Consider the following 16,469-nt stretch of genomic DNA (forward strand, 5'->3'; position numbering starts at 1 on the left):
TGTTGGCAGCCATTGCCCTCGCCCCGCTGCTGGTCGGGGCGAGCGAACTGCAGGATACGGGCGGTCAGCAACGGGACGGCAATGCCCGCACGCGCATCCAGGATCAGGGCGAGGCGGCGATGGAGCGCGTGAAGCGCGCCGCCGACAAAGCAAAGACCGCCAAGCCCCCTTCACCAGCTCTACCGGCCAAAGCCGATGCCGCCGCGCAGCGCCGTGCTTTCGAGGGGATCAACAGGCGCAAGCAGGATCCCGCCATGGCGAAACGAGTGGAGGCCGATGTCACGGCGGCCCGCGATGCATTGGCCGTCGAGCGGGAGGCCGCCAGCCGTCGTATCGCCCAGGCCCTGGGCCTTGAACGGCCTGAAGAGGCAGCGCTGGCCGGCGTCGTATCCACCGGTGGTACGAAACGCTGGGTTCCCGTCCTGTTCGTTTCCTCGTCCATGCCGGTCGAGACGCTGCGTAGCTATGCCGGGCAGCTCGAACGCGCCGGCGGCGTGATGGCCTTCCGCGGCATGCCGGGCGGGATGCGGCAGGTCGCGCCGATGGCGAAATTGTCGGCCGCCATATTGCGCCGCGAGCCCGGTTGCGAAGGCCCCGCCTGCGCCATGCGCGACGTGCTGGTCATCGTCGATCCCCTGGTGTTCCGCCAGCATGGCGTCACCCAGGTGCCCGCGCTGGCGATGGTCCCGGGCGATCCGACCCTCCCTTATTGCGAGCGTGACGAGGCCAGCTCGCGAGCCGCGCACATCGTGCTGGGCGACGCTGCCCTATCGGGATTGCTCGAGGAATATGGCCGCCTTGGCGGCAAGGAGGAGGTGCGAGATGCTCTTGCTCACCTGGCGCGCCGGTAACCGCCTCTGGCGCGAACTCAAAGATCTGCCGCTGCGTGCTGCGGTGGCGCTCGGCGCAAGCGGTCTTGGGCAACCGGCGCGGCCTGCCCAGCTGCTCAAAGCTTATGGCATCGTGCTGCCCATCGGTCTCTTCGCCTGGTGGGCGATGCCGCAGATCACCCTGGTCATGACGCCATCGATCGACGCATGGGTCGTTCATCGATCTCCGGGTCCGATCTATCGCGGCGACTTCATATCCTTCACATTGTCCGATCCCGTAGCCGGCCCGAAGCCCGTCGCCATTACCAAATATGCCCTCTGCCTGCCTGGCGACCGCATCAGCATGGTCGAGAGGCATGGGATTGGCGGGCCGGCCCTGAATGGCTGGTATTATTGCAATGGCACTCTGTTGGGCGTGAGCAAACCTGCTGCACGCAATGGCAAGGCACTCACGCATTGGCAGCCGGAAAGCCCGCGCATTCCCGAGGGGATGATCTTCGTCGGTTCGCGGCATCCCGACGGATATGACAGCCGCTATTATGGCCCGGTGGCGACCGAGCGGCTCACGCGCATGGAGAAGCTGCTATGAAGCGCATGCTCATCCTGGGCATGGCCTTGCTCCTGACCGCCGGTCCTGCGTGCGCGCAAACGGCGCCTGTGAGCGCGGCCGATCGTACGGCACGGGGCTATTGGTGGTACGAGCCCCCCAAATCCGGCGCTGATGATGAGGCGCAGGATGAAACGGTCCCCAAGCCAGTCATCCCGCCGATGGTGGAACTAGCCAAATGGTCGCCGCCCCGGATCGCGAAGCTCATCGTGGAGCAGCGCGACTATGCCGCAACCGTCCTCACGATCGACGCGGTCGCGGATTTCTGGCGCCTGCAGGATTTTGCCCGGCGCAAGGCCCGCGCCTTTGCCGGCGTCACCCAGCTGGCCATGCTGACCCATCCCGAACTCAATGCCAAAGCCGCCAATCCGATGGTCGGCGAGGCCCGCGATGCGCTGGGCGCGCAGAAGGACCAGGTGCGCCTCCAATATCTGCGGGCGCACGCCGGGGAATTTGCGCTCGTCATGTTTGCCCGGGAATCCTGCGGCTATTGCAAGGTGCAGTGGCCAATCGTCCAGCGGTTCCAGGATGACATGGGCTGGCAGGTGAGCCTGATGAATCTCGATCGCAGGCCCGACCTCAAGCAGCGTTTCGGGGTGGAGGTGACGCCGACCACCATGGTCATCCGTCGGGGCAGTCCCCAGCGCATGGTGATTGCCGCGGGGGTCGAGACTTATCCCAATCTTGCGCAGATGGCCTATCAGGCCGTGCGATTGTTGAGCGGCGATATACGCCCCGAGCAGTGGCTGACCGGCGCGGGGGAGGAAGACGGCTTCTTCGACGCGCTGGCCAATGGCCCGGTCTCCTCGACCGATCCGCGCGTGGTCGGCGGCGATCTCATCGATGCCAGGGAACGCAGGCCATGAGGCGCTTGGGTTCCACGCTGGCCTGCGGCGTCTCGCTGCTGGCGCCATTGATGGTGCTGCCAGCGAGCGCCTGGGCACAGCAGGCAGACCGGGACGTCGCGCGGCAGGCGGCCATCCATCCGGTATCGACGGCTGCGGACATGCGCCTGTGGCTCTCCCGCGTGCCGGTGACGCGCGATTTTCCGCCCGACTTCGAGACCATGCTGCGCGGCCAGGCATCGCTCTATGTGATCGAGATGAGCACGGCGCCCGGCTGCCTGCCCTGCGGCGATCTCTGGACGAAGCTTCTCGCATTCCGCGGACGCTATGGCTGGCAGGTCCGAACGCTTGGGCCTGATGAGGCGGCGCTCCGATCGGGGCGGCTTGGCCTTCCCTGGGTCGGAAACCCGGTCGCATGGGTGCGGCCACTGGCTGATCCGGGTCGCATGGTGCCGATTGCGATCGGCAGCGATCATGGCGCCAATATCGCTCGCAATGCTTGGCTTGCCGCCCGGATGCTGACCGGGGCGCGTGCCGCCGTGGGTGTGCGCGCCATGTCGAAATTTACGGGAATTGTCGGCGTGAGGGCGCCGGTCTCTTCCAATCGGAAAGGACGCTGATCGTGCCGGGGCTGTGTCGTCAACTCTTGCCTTCAGGAAATCTGTCATGGCCTATCATATACGCCGCCCATTCCTCGCGCTCTGCCTGATTGCAGCTTCGTGCGGCCAGACAGCTTCGGCTCACGCCCAGGGCTGGGCCGAGACCTGGTTCGATAACGTCACCTATACCTCGCCCGGCAGCTTCGAGGACCAGACACGCGGCTATGTAACCGCCGGTGGCATGTCGGGCAGGGTCGATGTGCATGACGATTATCTGATGAGCCTGACGCTGCCCAAGGTGAAGGCGGGCTGCGGCGGCATCGACATGTTCCTTGGCGGTATGTCGTTCCTCGATCCGGACTATCTCGTCCAGAAGCTGGAGACCATCCTGCAGGCCGCGCCGGCCGTCGCCTTCCAGTATCTGCTGGAAACACTGGACGAGAAGATGGGTAATATTATTTCAAAGATGGAGGCGGCTACCAATTTCCTGAACTCTATTCAGGTGAACGACTGTCGTCTCGCCAATCGCATGGTTCAGATCGCCAAGGGCGACGACAATATGTCGGGGATCGTCGAGGAGATGACCGGCTACAAGTCCATCCGCGAAGGCTATGCCAATAGCTGGCAGCAGAGCCGCGAGAAGATACAGGCGAACAAGGGCAATCCGACCGAGGATCTGAAGGAGGCGCTCGCCAATTGCCCGGCCGAGGTGACGGATATCTTCAAGACCGGATCGCTGCTCGCGCACGCCGCCGCGCGCGTCGGCGCATCCGACTGGGCAGGCGTCATGCGGGCGCGGGTCGGCGACGTCTACATGCGCTGGGATGCGAACGACAAGGTGCCGCTCTTCTCGGCCATTCCTGCCTGTCCGCGCCAGGATACCGAGAGCGCCGACGATTTCCTGACCGGTCGCGTGCCGACCCGTGCGCTCAACATCCCCTCGACCGCCGCGGATTGTTCGGTGAACGGCACGGGCCGCGGCGCGCTCATATTGGCGCGCGAGCGGATGGAGGCGATCTCCGTCAAGATCCGGACGCGCGCGGCGCTGACCACGGACGAAAAGCAGTTCGTCGCCAATGTCCGGACATTGCCGGTCTATCGCCTGCTCGAATGGGGCGTGCGACAGGGGCTTACCGATAGCGTCATAGCCGACACCGATGAGCTGGTGGCGCTCACCCTCGCCTATCAGATGCTGAACGATCTGACCCGTTCAATCGATTTCGCACTGCAGAATGCCGAACGCGGTGTGACGACGGCGGGTGCTTCCGATGCCGAGAACACGAACATCTGCCAGACGCGCATCCTGACCAAGGGCATCGAGCAGTTGCGCGAGCTGCGAGACGAGGTGCTGCGCCAGCGCGCGCAGATGCGCCAGTCCTACATGGCGGCCATGAACCAGGCGAACCTCTCGGCGAATTATGCGGGTGTCGTCCGCCAGCGCGACCGCGATGCCCGCGACGCCGCTGGCGCCAACGCCAATCGCAACCGGTGAGGCGGGCCATGCGTCACATCATCCGCTTAATTCTCACCCTTGTCGGGTGTCTGGGCGCGACGCCCGCGCTGGCGATCGACGCGAGCTATCACACATGGGACGGTTTTTCCGAGACCGTGGATGCGTTTCATCTGGTCGCGATGATGTTCGGCGACCCGCGCTACGAAACACTGGTCGTGATCATCGCGGTTGCCGGGATCGGGCTGGGCGCGGTCCTGGCGAGCATCAAGGGCTCCGGCATGGGCCTTGTCGCCTTCGGCTTCCAGATGCTGATCGGTATCGGCTTGTTCGCCGGGATGATCGCTACGACCGGCACGATCCACATCTACGACCGAGTGCGCAACGCCTATCAACCGGTCGGTGATGTGCCCAACCTCATCGTGCTCGTCGCCGGCGTCACCAACCTTATGGAGCGGGCGCTCGCCGAGACGATCGACGACAATACCACCGATCCCAATGCCAAGCTGGAATTCGGCGCCGGCGGTCATGCTTTCGACCTGTTTCTGAACGCCGTCAGTCCCCGCAGCCCGATCGTGGACACCTTCCTCGATGCGACGGTGAAGGATTATGTGCGGCAATGCTATCCTGTCGCCCGCGTGTCGCCGGCCTATGGGGTCGATGACGATCAGCTCTTCCGGACGTCGACCGATCTTCCCGCCTCCTTCGCGGCGATGGCGGGACCGGCAACCTTCTCGACCGTGTACACGGCAAGCGACAAGGCCGGCACGACGATGAGCTGCAAGGCGGCATGGGGCTATATCGCCGATCGCCTGTCGGACAGCACGTTGTTCGACGCTTATAGCGACCAGGTCTGCGCGCGCACCGGCTTCGACGTGACCCAGGCGGCCCAGCGCGATCGCTGTCGCCAGCAGATCGATGCGCTGGGCGACATGATGCTGGGTCATTCCATGAGCCGGCAGAAGTTCCTGACCAACATCCTGCTTGGCCAAACTGTTGGCGACGTCCTGTTCGAGGATTCCCCGGCGGCGACCGCCCGCGTGATGGCGAACCGGGCAATCGAATCCAACGGGCTCGCAACGCTTTCCACCGCCAACGAATGGATGCCGACCATCCGCGCGTCGGTCTTCGCGATCATGCTGATGATGATGCCGATCGCGCTGCTCTTCATCCTGACGCCGATCAACCTGCGGGTCGCAAGCTTCGCGCTTGGCTTGTTCGTGTTCGTCGCGCTCTGGGGCGTCATCGATGCCGGCATCTACCAGCTCACCCTCGGTCGGGCGATGGACGTGTTGGCCGAACTGCGGGCAACCAATGTCGCGGCCGACAGCTGGATCCTCGCGCCTTCGGCGGCGATGAAGGCGCTCGCCATCTTCGGGTCGTTCCGGACGGCCGCGGCAGGTCTTGCCGGCGCCTTCGTCTTCACCGTCTTCCGCTTCTCGGGCAACATGTTCACTGCCTTCACGTCCGGCATGCTCGGTGTGCAGGGTCAGGGCAGCATGGCGGCCGCGACGGTCGGAACCAGCGAAGGCTATGCCTCGGCGCTGGAAGCGCAGGCCTCGGCCGGCGGCACCATGTCACGGCGCGCGGCATCGTCGGGCTTCGGCGATTTCGGCGAGCGCAGCAGCTTCGGTCTCGACCGTAGCTTCGCGTCGGCCGGATCCGTGCTCGGCGAACAGGGTGGCGGCGCAGCGGGAACGGCGGCCTTCGGTCTCGGCCGGGCGGACGCCGCGCGGGAACTGGGCGGGCTCTCCCCTGCCCTTGTGGGCCGGGATCTGAGCGATCCGGCGACGGCGCGCGCAGTACGCGCCAATGCCGCGACCTCGGCGATCCACAACTATGCCCAGGGCGATGCCCTGCGCAAGCTTGGTACCACCTATTTCGGACAAGGCCGGGGCGGCGAGCGCGCCTTTGCAGCCTTCGCGCAGAACATGGTGCAATGGAAGGCGTTCGGTGACCAGCGCGCCTACGAGATGATGCAGTCGGGCGCACAGCGGCATTTTGAACGCAGCGGCTATGACGCGAAGGATGCGACACTGAAGGCGTCCACCGTCATTGCTCAGGCCGGTGCCGATCCGACCTTTGCCAAACTCACCGCCAACACCTTCGATCAGGAGCAGATGCTGCGCAATGACCTGACCGCGGCGCAGACGCAGCTCGGCGCGATGGAAGGCCGGCGCGACTATGCGGGCGACAGGGTTGCCGCCGTCGAGCGCGGCAATGTCGCGACCGAGCAGGCGCATCGAACCGGCGGCAATCAGGGACAAAGGCAGGCGGCGGCCATGCTGGGCCTCTCCGTCACCGAAACCAGCCGGCGCATCGGGTTCATCAATGCGCTTTCGGGCGAGGCGCGATCGACCGCGATCAGCCAACTCTCCCGTTCGACCGGGCGCAACGAGGCGCAGGTCCTGCGCGCGCTGGAGAGTTACAATGCCGCCGCACAGGTCGGCACGGCCGATGGCGCGACCGCAGAGGCGGCGCGCGAAGGCACCAGCGTCTATGGGCGCACGCGGGAGGCTGCGGGCTATGATTTTGCCGAGCGGTCTGGCAAGCTTGACGCGCAGCGCGAGATCGGACCCGACGGGGTACGCAGCAATGCCCAGATCGGCGAGCAGCGGCGGCAGGCGGATAATGCGGGCTTTGCCGAGGGTGCTGCGGCCGCCGGTGTATCGGTCCGGGAAGCGGCTCGCCTCGATTCGTTCATCCGCGCACTCGCCGGTACTACAGGCAACCAGGTCGATATGGCCGAGGGCGGCGCGGAAGGCATCACCGATCGCGCGCGCAACGAGCGTCTGACCGGAATTGTCGAGCGGGAGCGCCTTACCCGCACCCAGGCGCTGCTGCGCGCGCATGGGGTCGAAATGTCCAAACGCCAGATCGCCATGGGCCAGAATGGCGACCTCAGTCTCAACCTGACACCGGAACTCGCGGCGCAGATGTGGCGGGGCGGCCTTATCAACGAGAGCCAGCTTGGCGCAATCGCCAATGGCGGGCATGCCCGGTTCAGCTTCGCTCACAATGATCTGCTCGTCTCCAGCAGTACCGGGTTCAGTCGGTCCGCCCGCAATGACACGAGTACGCGGTTCGAGGCCGGCAAGCAGGCGGGGCCCGATACGATCGAGCATTTCCTTGGCAGTGGCCCGGAAGGTCAGGCCGCCATGGCCAACTGGCTGCGCGGCGGGTTCGAAATGGATCGGCGAGGCAACTGGCGGTTGAAACCGCAGGTGGCCGATACGCTGGAGCGCGACGTTACCGCGATCATCGCTCAGACGGGGTGGCAACGGTCGCTGTCACGTTCGGCGGAGCATTCCACCGCGGATAGCCAAAGCATCTCCGGTGATCTTACCGCTTCAGCATCACGCGGCATTGGCTCAGGTGGCAAGGACGGCGAGGAAAAAGGCGGTGGCAAAGGGAGCGCGACAGGCTCTCTGACTGGCAAGTTGAGCGCCGACATCTCGGATCGAGGAATGGCTGCCGTCTCAGCACGCTCTTCAATAGACATTGTGAACTATGATGTCCGGGAGGCAATCGCATCGGCAGAGAGAGCGGCTGCGCGTTCTGGCCGTCCAGAAGAGGCGTTTTCCCGTGAACTCGGCGATCGCGTACTTGGGAATGATGGCCTGCGCAACAGGTACCTGAGGCAAGCGGATGCGGGCCGTGGGACAGTCGATGTAACCGGCCCTATTACATCAATGGAACAGTCTTCGATCCTCAGTTCCGGAAGATTACTGCTCGATCGCGACAATGGGATGGCTGACGGTGATTCCAGCTTCAAAGAGCGGCGGGATCCATGATGTCAGTCCTGGATCACACCGATGTGTCGAAGATGCATATCCCCCGATCGCGGGTCGAACGGATCGGTATAGGGATCAAGGATTGGCCGTTGCGACGGTGGTCCCGGCGTTATTACCCATTCGCCGCATGCGACCTTAGCTTTAAGGAAACCATATCCCAGCACTGCTACGACCGTGATCGGGTTGAAGACGAAGATCAGCAGCATCATGATGTTGACCAGGTAAATGTTAAGCTGATCGAAGGGAATGGTGATCATCAGCTCGAGACCGACCCAGTAGAGCAGGGTCAACGCCCAGGTCAGCTTTGCATACCATGGGCGCCAGAACCAGTCGGCAGCGCGCGGCGACGGCGCTGGCGCGAAAGTCTCTTCTGGTGTCGGGTCGAGCTGATCAACATCCTGCATCTGCAGAGCCTTTCCAAAGCGGAGAATAGCACAGCTTTGATGGGCATGGAACCGGCCGACCATCGTAACAATGCCCCGATCGTGCGCGGGATGCCCGTTCCAATCCTCCCCCCTTCGTCCTTTCCTTCCTCGCTCCGCCCGGATCTGCGCTCAGGGTCTGCAACGGGGAGAAATTCAGGTTCGGGAGGAAAGCCGCAATGAAGAAGAAGCGGCGCGCTCCGGATATGGGCCCTACTATCTCGCCTGCCGCGGAGGCTGCGATCCTGCGTCTTGCCAGGCTCCTGGGTCGTCAGATTGCGCGTGAACTTCATGAGGAGGCGCTGCAACGCGAAAAGGCTAAACCCGCGCCACCGAGCCCTTCAGAATAGTTCGTCAACGAAGGAACATCGACAACAGCGTTGCTCTGAAATGACCGAGTAGTTCACGCCGCACGGCATGATGGTGAGGCACCTCAAAGCCCCCCAAGCGCATTACACGCAACAAGATGGCAGGATGTACCTGTCTTAATGTTAGCCGAGACGGATTTTTAAAGATGATGTCGAAAAGACTATAAGGAATCCCTCGCCGATCATGAAGCGATCCGGCGCACCGCCCGGATCTCCGGGCGATGCGCCTTCACCTCCCACGAGCTTAGCTGTTCAGCTTGTCCTTGACTGCCTTGGCGAGCGTGAATGTGAGTTTCTTCGATGCCTTGATCTGCATCGGCTCACCGGTCGCAGGATTGCGGCCCTCGCGTGCCGGGTTGTCCTTCACCTTGAATTTGCCGAAGCCGTTCAGCGAAATTTCCTCGCCCTTGGCCGCAGCATCGCCGATAGCGGCGAACAGGGCGTCGACGAGTTTCTTCGCGTCAGCCTTGGTAACGCCCTGCTCGGCGGCCAGCTTTTCGGCAAGATCGCTGTTGTTCATATCGTTTGCACTTCCTTGTTGTTGGATTCGTGAAAGACCCGCCTAGCCGCAACCGCAGCTGGCGTCACCATAGCTGCGTTGCGGCCATGGTGCGGTGACCAGCAGCATCGCCGCGATCAGCGCGAACGGCGCGCCATTGTCGCTGGCGTAGACGAAGGTGCCGACGTTCGGCCCGAGGCTGGCACCCAGCCCCTGCGCCGCTGCGACGGTTCCCGCGGCCGCTCCCTACTCATGTGACGCTACTGAATTGGCTGCGAGCGCGGAGACCGATGGGTAGACCCAGCCCATGCCAAAGGCCGCCATAGCATAACAGGCCCACAGCGCCGGTGCAGTGGTTGCAAGTGTGACGGCTGCGAAGCCGATTGCCCCCGTTGTTTGCCGGCTGACAAGTTCGTGCCGATCGCATAGATTTCCACCATGTCATGGCTTTGCATTTTAACCCGACACAAGCCTTCATTAACAACGCTCAACCGGCGCAAACAGGGTGGCTATACCGCGCTTTGTGAACGATGCGCCTGCCCTATCGAGCGGCCGGAGGCCGGCGCCTGGCGCCCGACCGGCCCGATTTATGCACGCGAGGAACGATCATGAAGCTTGTCCAGGCGCGTTCATATGCCAGCGACGAAGACGGCATGCCCCTCCCGACGACTATCTGAGCAGCGATAGCGCAGTGCTCGCGAACCGGCGCGAAATCGTACAAGCTGACGTAAGTCAGAGTTCGAGCGTGAGTCGGTCGCCCACAGCCGGGCGATCGACCACATTGCGACTCCGTGTCATATCGAGGGTCGGGTCCGATCACAGGAGACAAGTTTGCCTTCCACTGTCGCTCAAGACGTCACTGCGCGTTCTCAGGCTGTCGATGCGCGACTTACGCGGGCTGCTATTTTCCTTGTCGTGTCCATGGACGCGGGTGAGAAGCCGGAGACGGCAGTGCGGAATCTTTGCGCCATTCTCTCCTCGCTAGTGCGCGGCGTCGGGTTCCGGGCAGCGGACGGCGGGCTTTCCTGCATCATGGGGATTGGCTCCGACGCCTGGGATCGGCTGTTCGGTTTGCCGCGCCCGAAGGAACTGCACCCCTTCCGTGAAATCCGCGGCGTGCATCACGCACCGTCCACACCAGGCGACCTCCTGTTCCACATTCGCGCCGCGCGGCAGGACCTGTGCTTCGAGATGGCGGCGCAGATCGTGAAGCGACTCGCCGGCGTCGCCTCGGTGACGGACGAGGTGCATGGTTTCCGCTATTTTGACGATCGCGATCTGCTCGGCTTCGTCGATGGCACGGAGAACCCCGTCGAGCAGGCCGCAAGAGACGCCACCATAGTCGGGCCGGAGGATGACCCGGCCTTCTCCGGCGGCAGTTATGTGATCGTCCAGAAATATCTGCACGACCTTGATAAGTGGAACGCCATTCCCGTCGAGCAGCAGGAGCAAATTGTTGGGCGCGAGAAGCTGTCGGACATCGAGCTTGATGAGATCCTCAAGCCGAGCTTCGCGCACAATGTCCTCACCAATATCGAGGAGAATGGCGAACAGTTGCAGATTCTCCGCGACAACATGCCCTTTGGAGATGTCGGCAAGGGCGAGTTCGGTACTTATTTCATCGGCTATGCGCGCTCGCCGACGCGAATCGAGCGGATGCTGGACAATATGTTTATCGGGTTTCCGACCGGCAATTATGATCGTTTGCTCGACGTCAGCCGAGCAGTGACAGGTTCTCTCTATTTCGTGCCGTCAGCCGATTTCCTCGATGCCGTGACACCGGAAGGTCGCGCCCAGGACGCTTGCTCATCTCCAACATAGGCCGCGATCCAGAGTTCGCTCTTCAAATAGCGACACCGCACAGGCAATCTGCCTTACAATGGTAGCGAACAGGCGCTCCAATAGGCGGGTCGATGCCGAGATTGGAGAAGCCAGTGCGTGGCGCGGTTGTTCATCTGCAGTCCAAGAATGTTCCTGGGCGGACCTGTACCGTTCCAAACGGCGTAAATGGCGCTGGACATCGCCTCGGACAGGCAAGGGTTTTTTCTAACCTATCATATCCCTTAGACACGATGCTGGGCGATGGACTCATACGGTCGGGGGCTCCCTCCAGTCAGGTTGAGCCCGCGTAAATTGCAGACGGAAACACCTCTTGAAATGGATTGTGAGCTTTCCTAGCTCTGCTCTGCCGGGCGCCGTGTTCGGGTCCGGTGGGACATAGAGGGCGTCGGCTCTTCTGTACCGGCGCTCCTTGTGCCCAGATCGCTTCTATGGAGGATTTGGATATGAGGACCAATTTCGACTTTGCGCCCTATCGGCGTTCGACGGTCGGGTTTGACCGTCTGTTCAACCTACTCGAGACAGGCGCTCGCGAGCATGACGGCTATCCGCCCTTCGACATCGTCAAGGATGGCGAGGACAGCTACCGCATCACGCTCGCGGTCGCGGGCTTGAACCCCTCGGACATCGAGGTGGTCGCCCAGCAGAACCTGCTGACCGTCACCGGCAAGCGTGCGGAAGATGACGGTCGGGGCGAGTATCTGCACCGCGGCATCGCGGCGCGTGCTTTCGAGCGGCGTTTCCAGCTTGCGGACTTCATCGAGGCGGGCGACGCCCGGTTCGAGAACGGTCTCCTCTCGATCGCGCTGAAGCGGGTCGTGCCCGAGGCCATGAAGCCGCGCAAGATCGCGATCGGCGGCCAGGCTGCCAACGATCGCATCGAGGCGCCAAAGGACGAGGCCCGCGAAGCGGCCTGATCCTAAACGACGGTTTGCCGGTCCTGCCCTTCCGGGGCGGGCCGGCAGGCCACGCCCCACCCCACATCCAGCCAGAAAAGGAGATGACCTCATGGCCATTCGTGATCTCATACTCTGGAGCCGGCAGGAAAACCGGTTCCCGGTCGCGGTCGGCGCAGACCATGCGCGCGAGCCCGAGACCCACCCGCTGCTCTCGCTCCATCGCGAGGTGAACCGCCTGTTCGACGATGTCTTCCGCGGCTTCGGAACGCCGGCTCCCGGCGGGTTCGATCGTGGCCTGTCCTGGCCGCATGTCGAGCTTGGCGAAACCGACGGGGAAATCCGCGTCACCGCCGAACTGCCGGGCCTCGACGAGAAGGACGTCGAGTTCACCGTCGAGGAAGGCGTGCTGACGTTGCGCGGCGAGAAGCGCGCCGAGATCGAGGATAAGGCGCGCGGCTATTCGGAGCGCAACTACGGCCGGTTCGAGCGGCGCATCGCCCTGCCGCGCGGGATCGACCGCGAGCATGTCAGCGCCACTTTCCGGAACGGCGTACTGACGGTCACCCTGCCGAAGACCGAGGCGGCGAACGAGAATGTCCGCCGCATTCCGATCTATGCGAGAGCGGCCTGACGAGTGGCCCGGGACGATCGTCCCGGGTCCTTTTCCAACTTCCGGCCTGACGAGGAGACAGGGGACTCGTCCCGCTAACGCCAATCCGGGATATAAACCGCCTCTCGTGGGCGCGTTGCCGATCGCCTGGTCGCGTGGCTGGAACGAACCGGTGGCGACGCCGTGCGCCGTATCTCGCTCGTGCTGCCGCCCGCCCTGACCTTGGTGATATTCGATGACCTCGAAACTGCTCCATTCCTGAAGTTACAGACAGACACCTCTCCGGGCTGTGCGGTTTGAACGGCGTTAGCCGCGATGCGATGCGGCGTCGAGCACGCTGAGCACCCGATCGATCGCGCCCGCGTTGCTCGCGGCCTTGGGCAGTTCGCGCCGCGCGAAATACTGGAGGCGATCTACGTCGCGCTGGGGCAGGTCGAGTTCGATCGGGGTCGCGCCGAGCCGTTCAGGCGGCACGCCCTGCGCCGCCTTTCCCGATGCCAGGAAATGATCAAGGAGCCGCTTGCGATCGGCGAAGGTCCAGCCCAGCGCCTTGAGTTCTTCCGGCGGGACCGAGAGAAGCGCCAGGGCGAACTCCATGATGTCATCGAAGGCAAGGACGAGGCGCACCGAGCGTCCGCCCCGCCTGCGCCAACGTTCGGCAAGACCGCGTTTCACTTGAACGGGATGATGCCGTCGACCGCGCGCCATTCCCTTGGACCGATCAACCCACCATGGGCGATCCGGACCGAATGAAGCGCAGCCTCGATCTCGCGCCGCCAATGGTCGAGGAAGTCGAACAGCGCTGGGAAGTCCGGTGCCAGATCATATTCCTGCCAGACGAACAGTTGGAGAAGCGAAGGCGCATCGGGCCGGTAATAATGGATTTCGGCCGTGGTGAGGCCGTAGCCCTCCAACTGCTCGATGAACGCACGATCGCTCATTGTAGCGATCGGCCGTCTGCCCGCAGTTGATCGAGCGAGCGCATCGCGGCGAAGATCTCGTCGATCGGGACAGCGCGCTTCACTCCGGGTGGCTTTCGCATCGCCGGCTGGTCCTTTACCGCTGAACGGTCGGACGCCCAGGAGGCGAGAATGGCGCGTTTCACTTCCGGCTCCAGGCTTGGATGATGCGCGACGTCAAAGGGATGCAGGAAACGGGAAAATGGCTGCGACATGGCCTAACTCCTTTCCTTTTGTCGCTCCTTTTCTCAAACGCGGGCTACGCCCGACGCGATCCAAGATTTTGGTACGCCCCTGAGTCGAGTCAAGAGGAAATTTTTTCTCTAAGCCTCTGATAAGGGCGGCATTGGCACCTGGATGCATCGAGTGCCAATTTTTTTCATAAACCCTCTTGAACGGAAAAATCTCCTTTCCTAGTTCACGCAAACCTGCCGTTCTGACGAACGGGAGGGCTATCACAACCTGTTTTGCATCTGGAGGTTTTGCCATGCATTTCCGCCCCTTGCACGACCGTGTGGTCGTCCGCCGCATCGAGGCCGAGGAGAAGACCTCGGGCGGCATCATCATCCCCGATACCGCCAAGGAAAAGCCGCAGGAAGGCGAAGTCGTCGCGGTGGGTCCGGGCTCCCGTGATGATAGCGGCCAACTGGTCGAGTTGTCCGTCAAGGCCGGCGACCGTATCCTGTTCGGCAAATGGTCGGGCACCGAGGTCAAGATCGACGGCGAGGATCTGCTCATCATGAAGGAGAGCGACATCCTCGGCGTGATCGAGACGGTTGCGCAGCTCAAGCAGGCGGCCTGAGCCAGCCTGTACCCCCTCTAACCATCAGGAAGGAATTGAAGAAAGGAGCAGGCAGATGGCTGCCAAGGAAGTGAAGTTTGCGTCCGACGCGCGGGACCGCATGTTGCGCGGCGTGGATACGCTGGCCAACGCGGTGAAGGTGACCCTCGGCCCCAAGGGCCGCAATGTGGTCATCGAAAAGTCGTTCGGGGCTCCCCGCATCACCAAGGACGGTGTGACGGTCGCCAAGGAAATCGAACTCGCCGACAAGTTCGAGAATATGGGCGCGCAGATGCTGCGCGAGGTCGCCAACAAGCAGAACGACAAGGCCGGTGACGGCACGACCACCGCCACCGTACTCGCCCAGGCGATCGTGCGTGAGGGTTCGAAGGCGGTCGCTGCCGGCATGAACCCGATGGACGTGAAGCGTGGCATCGATCTGGCTGTGAGCACCGTGGTCAAGGACCTCGAGAGCCACGCCAAGAAGGTCGGCGCAAATAGCGAGATCGCACAGGTCGCGACCATCTCGGCCAACGGCGATGAGGAAGTGGGCCGTATCCTCGCCGAGGCGATGGAGAAGGTCGGTAACGAAGGCGTGATCACGGTCGAGGAGGCCAAGAGCCTCGAGACCGAGCTCGAGACAGTCGAGGGCATGCAGTTCGACCGCGGCTATCTCTCGCCCTACTTCATTACCAATGCCGAGAAGCTCAAGGTCGAGCTGGATGACCCGTATATCCTGATCCACGAGAAGAAGCTCTCGAACCTGCAGGCGCTCGTACCCCTGCTTGAGAAGGTTGTTCAGTCCGGCCGGCCGCTTTTGATCATCGCCGAGGATGTCGAGGGCGAAGCGCTCGCGACGCTGGTCGTCAATAAGCTGCGCGGTGGCCTCAAGATCGCGGCTGTCAAGGCGCCGGGCTTCGGCGATCGCCGCAAGGCAATGCTCGAGGATATCGCGATCCTGACCGACGGCAATGTCGTCTCCGAGGATCTCGGTATCAAGCTCGAAAATGTCACGATCAACATGCTCGGCCACGCGAAAAAGGTCACGATCGACAAGGACAACACGACCATCATCGACGGCGTGGGTCAGAAGGACGATATCGACGGCCGCGTCGCGCAGCTGCGTCAGCAGATCGAGACCACCTCCTCCGACTATGACCGCGAGAAGCTGCAGGAACGTGTGGCCAAGCTCGCCGGCGGTGTCGCGGTGATCCGGGTCGGCGGCGCGACCGAGGTCGAGGTCAAGGAGAAGAAGGACCGCGTCGACGACGCGCTCCACGCCACCCGCGCAGCGGTCGAGGAAGGCATCCTGCCGGGGGGCGGCGTCGCGCTGCTGCGCGCGATCAAGGCGCTCGATGGCCTGAAGGCCGCCAATGACGACCAGCAGTCCGGTATCGACATCATCCGCCGGGCGCTGCGCGCGCCTGCGCGGCAGATCGCCGAGAATGCCGGCGAAGACGGCGCCTGGATCGTCGGCAAGTTGCTCGAGAGTTCCGACTACAACTGGGGCTTCAATGCCGCCACCGCCGAATATCAGGATCTCGTCCAGGCGGGCGTGATCGATCCGGCCAAGGTCGTGCGCACCGCCCTGCAGGACGCGGCCTCGGTCGCCTCGCTGCTCATCACCACGGAAGCGCTCGTTGCCGAACTGCCCAAGGAGGAGAAGGCCGCGCCGATGCCGGCGATGGACTATTGAAATGAGAAAGGGGAGTCCGGAAACGGACTCCCGGACATTCGGAACTACAGACCAGCCCGTGTCAAATAAGGTCCAATTCCCGCCATTTTTTTAGAATATCGATGCTCGTGCGGTGGACTAGCGCCGACTTTGCCCCAAAAGTCGATCAACTTTGGTGAGGTGGTCAGGGCTGCGTGGCCAACTATTATGCTCTGTTCGTCCGGTGAATTCGATGAAGACCTCTGGCCTCAACCTGGTTCTAGCGGCAAAGACCGTGCCAGAGGGACGGAGA

17 protein-coding genes are annotated in these 16,469 nt (G+C 63.1%); 11 read left to right on the top strand and 6 right to left on the bottom strand.

Going from position 1 to position 16,469, the window contains the following annotated elements; all coding sequences use genetic code 11:
- Positions 1-2 precede the first annotated feature (2 nt).
- The 6 genes from GGQ90_RS23525 to GGQ90_RS23550 are packed head-to-tail and all read left to right on the top strand — an operon-like array spanning position 3 to position 8,125.
- Positions 3-851, top strand: a complete 849-nt coding sequence (locus GGQ90_RS23525; RefSeq protein ID WP_246428405.1) for a type-F conjugative transfer system pilin assembly protein TrbC — start codon at positions 3-5, stop codon at positions 849-851.
- A complete protein-coding gene (locus tag GGQ90_RS23530) occupies positions 823-1,419 on the top strand; it encodes a S26 family signal peptidase (protein WP_188084151.1) in 597 nt (198 codons plus the stop codon). The genes GGQ90_RS23525 and GGQ90_RS23530 overlap by 29 nt, the downstream gene beginning before the upstream one ends.
- Entirely contained in the window at positions 1,416-2,303 is an 888-nt protein-coding gene (locus GGQ90_RS23535) for a conjugal transfer protein TraF (protein ID WP_188084152.1), read from the top strand. The genes GGQ90_RS23530 and GGQ90_RS23535 overlap by 4 nt, the downstream gene beginning before the upstream one ends.
- Positions 2,300-2,902 carry a hypothetical protein gene (locus GGQ90_RS23540; RefSeq protein WP_188084153.1) on the top strand — a complete coding sequence of 201 codons (603 nt, stop codon included), beginning with the start codon at positions 2,300-2,302 and terminating at the stop codon, positions 2,900-2,902. Before GGQ90_RS23535 ends, GGQ90_RS23540 begins: the two co-directional genes overlap by 4 nt.
- Before the next feature lie 46 nt (positions 2,903-2,948).
- On the top strand, positions 2,949-4,373 hold the full coding sequence (locus GGQ90_RS23545; RefSeq protein ID WP_188084154.1) for a conjugal transfer protein TraH: 1,425 nt from the start codon (positions 2,949-2,951) through the stop codon (positions 4,371-4,373).
- Between the two features lie 8 nt (positions 4,374-4,381).
- Entirely contained in the window at positions 4,382-8,125 is a 3,744-nt protein-coding gene (locus tag GGQ90_RS23550; protein WP_188084155.1) for a conjugal transfer protein TraG N-terminal domain-containing protein, read from the top strand.
- A 2-nt stretch (positions 8,126-8,127) separates the two neighbouring features.
- Here the strand turns inward: GGQ90_RS23550 and GGQ90_RS23555 are convergent, their stop codons facing one another.
- Positions 8,128-8,592 carry a hypothetical protein gene (locus GGQ90_RS23555; RefSeq protein WP_246428406.1) on the bottom strand — a complete coding sequence of 155 codons (465 nt, stop codon included), beginning with the start codon at positions 8,590-8,592 and terminating at the stop codon, positions 8,128-8,130.
- Positions 8,593-9,159: 567 nt separating this feature from the next.
- Positions 9,160-9,435, bottom strand: a complete 276-nt coding sequence (locus tag GGQ90_RS23560; protein ID WP_188084157.1) for an HU family DNA-binding protein — start codon at positions 9,433-9,435, stop codon at positions 9,160-9,162.
- Positions 9,436-10,245: 810 nt separating this feature from the next.
- Here GGQ90_RS23560 and GGQ90_RS23565 point away from each other — a divergent pair.
- From GGQ90_RS23565 to GGQ90_RS23575, 3 genes are all read left to right on the top strand, one after another.
- On the top strand, positions 10,246-11,235 hold the full coding sequence (locus GGQ90_RS23565) for a Dyp-type peroxidase (protein WP_188084158.1): 990 nt from the start codon (positions 10,246-10,248) through the stop codon (positions 11,233-11,235).
- 464 nt (positions 11,236-11,699) lie between these two features.
- Positions 11,700-12,170 (top strand): Hsp20 family protein, encoded by a 471-nt coding sequence (locus GGQ90_RS23570; RefSeq protein ID WP_188084159.1) that lies wholly within the window; start codon positions 11,700-11,702, stop codon positions 12,168-12,170.
- Positions 12,171-12,261: 91 nt separating this feature from the next.
- Positions 12,262-12,783 carry an Hsp20/alpha crystallin family protein gene (locus GGQ90_RS23575; RefSeq protein WP_188084160.1) on the top strand — a complete coding sequence of 174 codons (522 nt, stop codon included), beginning with the start codon at positions 12,262-12,264 and terminating at the stop codon, positions 12,781-12,783.
- Positions 12,784-13,068: 285 nt separating this feature from the next.
- On the opposite strand, the gene GGQ90_RS23580 is transcribed toward GGQ90_RS23575, so the two are convergent.
- The 4 genes from GGQ90_RS23580 to GGQ90_RS29105 are packed head-to-tail and all read right to left on the bottom strand — an operon-like array spanning position 13,069 to position 14,210.
- Positions 13,069-13,437, bottom strand: coding sequence for a hypothetical protein (locus GGQ90_RS23580; RefSeq protein WP_188084161.1), 369 nt, complete (start codon positions 13,435-13,437; stop codon positions 13,069-13,071).
- Positions 13,434-13,703, bottom strand: coding sequence for an usg protein (locus tag GGQ90_RS23585; RefSeq protein WP_188084162.1), 270 nt, complete (start codon positions 13,701-13,703; stop codon positions 13,434-13,436). Before GGQ90_RS23585 ends, GGQ90_RS23580 begins: the two co-directional genes overlap by 4 nt.
- A complete protein-coding gene (locus tag GGQ90_RS23590) occupies positions 13,700-13,936 on the bottom strand; it encodes a hypothetical protein (RefSeq protein ID WP_188084163.1) in 237 nt (78 codons plus the stop codon). The genes GGQ90_RS23585 and GGQ90_RS23590 overlap by 4 nt, the downstream gene beginning before the upstream one ends.
- Positions 13,899-14,210 (bottom strand): hypothetical protein, encoded by a 312-nt coding sequence (locus tag GGQ90_RS29105; protein ID WP_223178420.1) that lies wholly within the window; start codon positions 14,208-14,210, stop codon positions 13,899-13,901. The genes GGQ90_RS23590 and GGQ90_RS29105 overlap by 38 nt, the downstream gene beginning before the upstream one ends.
- Here GGQ90_RS29105 and groES point away from each other — a divergent pair.
- The gene (gene groES, locus GGQ90_RS23595; protein ID WP_188084164.1) at positions 14,209-14,523 is read left to right on the top strand and encodes a co-chaperone GroES; all 315 of its coding nucleotides are present in this window, start codon (positions 14,209-14,211) and stop codon (positions 14,521-14,523) included. The two genes, GGQ90_RS29105 and groES, sit on opposite strands and share 2 nt — an antisense overlap.
- 55 nt (positions 14,524-14,578) lie before the next feature.
- Positions 14,579-16,198 carry a chaperonin GroEL gene (gene groL, locus GGQ90_RS23600; protein WP_188084165.1) on the top strand — a complete coding sequence of 540 codons (1,620 nt, stop codon included), beginning with the start codon at positions 14,579-14,581 and terminating at the stop codon, positions 16,196-16,198.
- The last annotated feature ends 271 nt before the right edge of the window (positions 16,199-16,469 follow it).

This window comes from Sphingobium scionense (assembly GCF_014197035.1).
In the GTDB taxonomy this organism is placed as follows: Bacteria; Pseudomonadota; Alphaproteobacteria; order Sphingomonadales; family Sphingomonadaceae; genus Sphingobium; species Sphingobium scionense.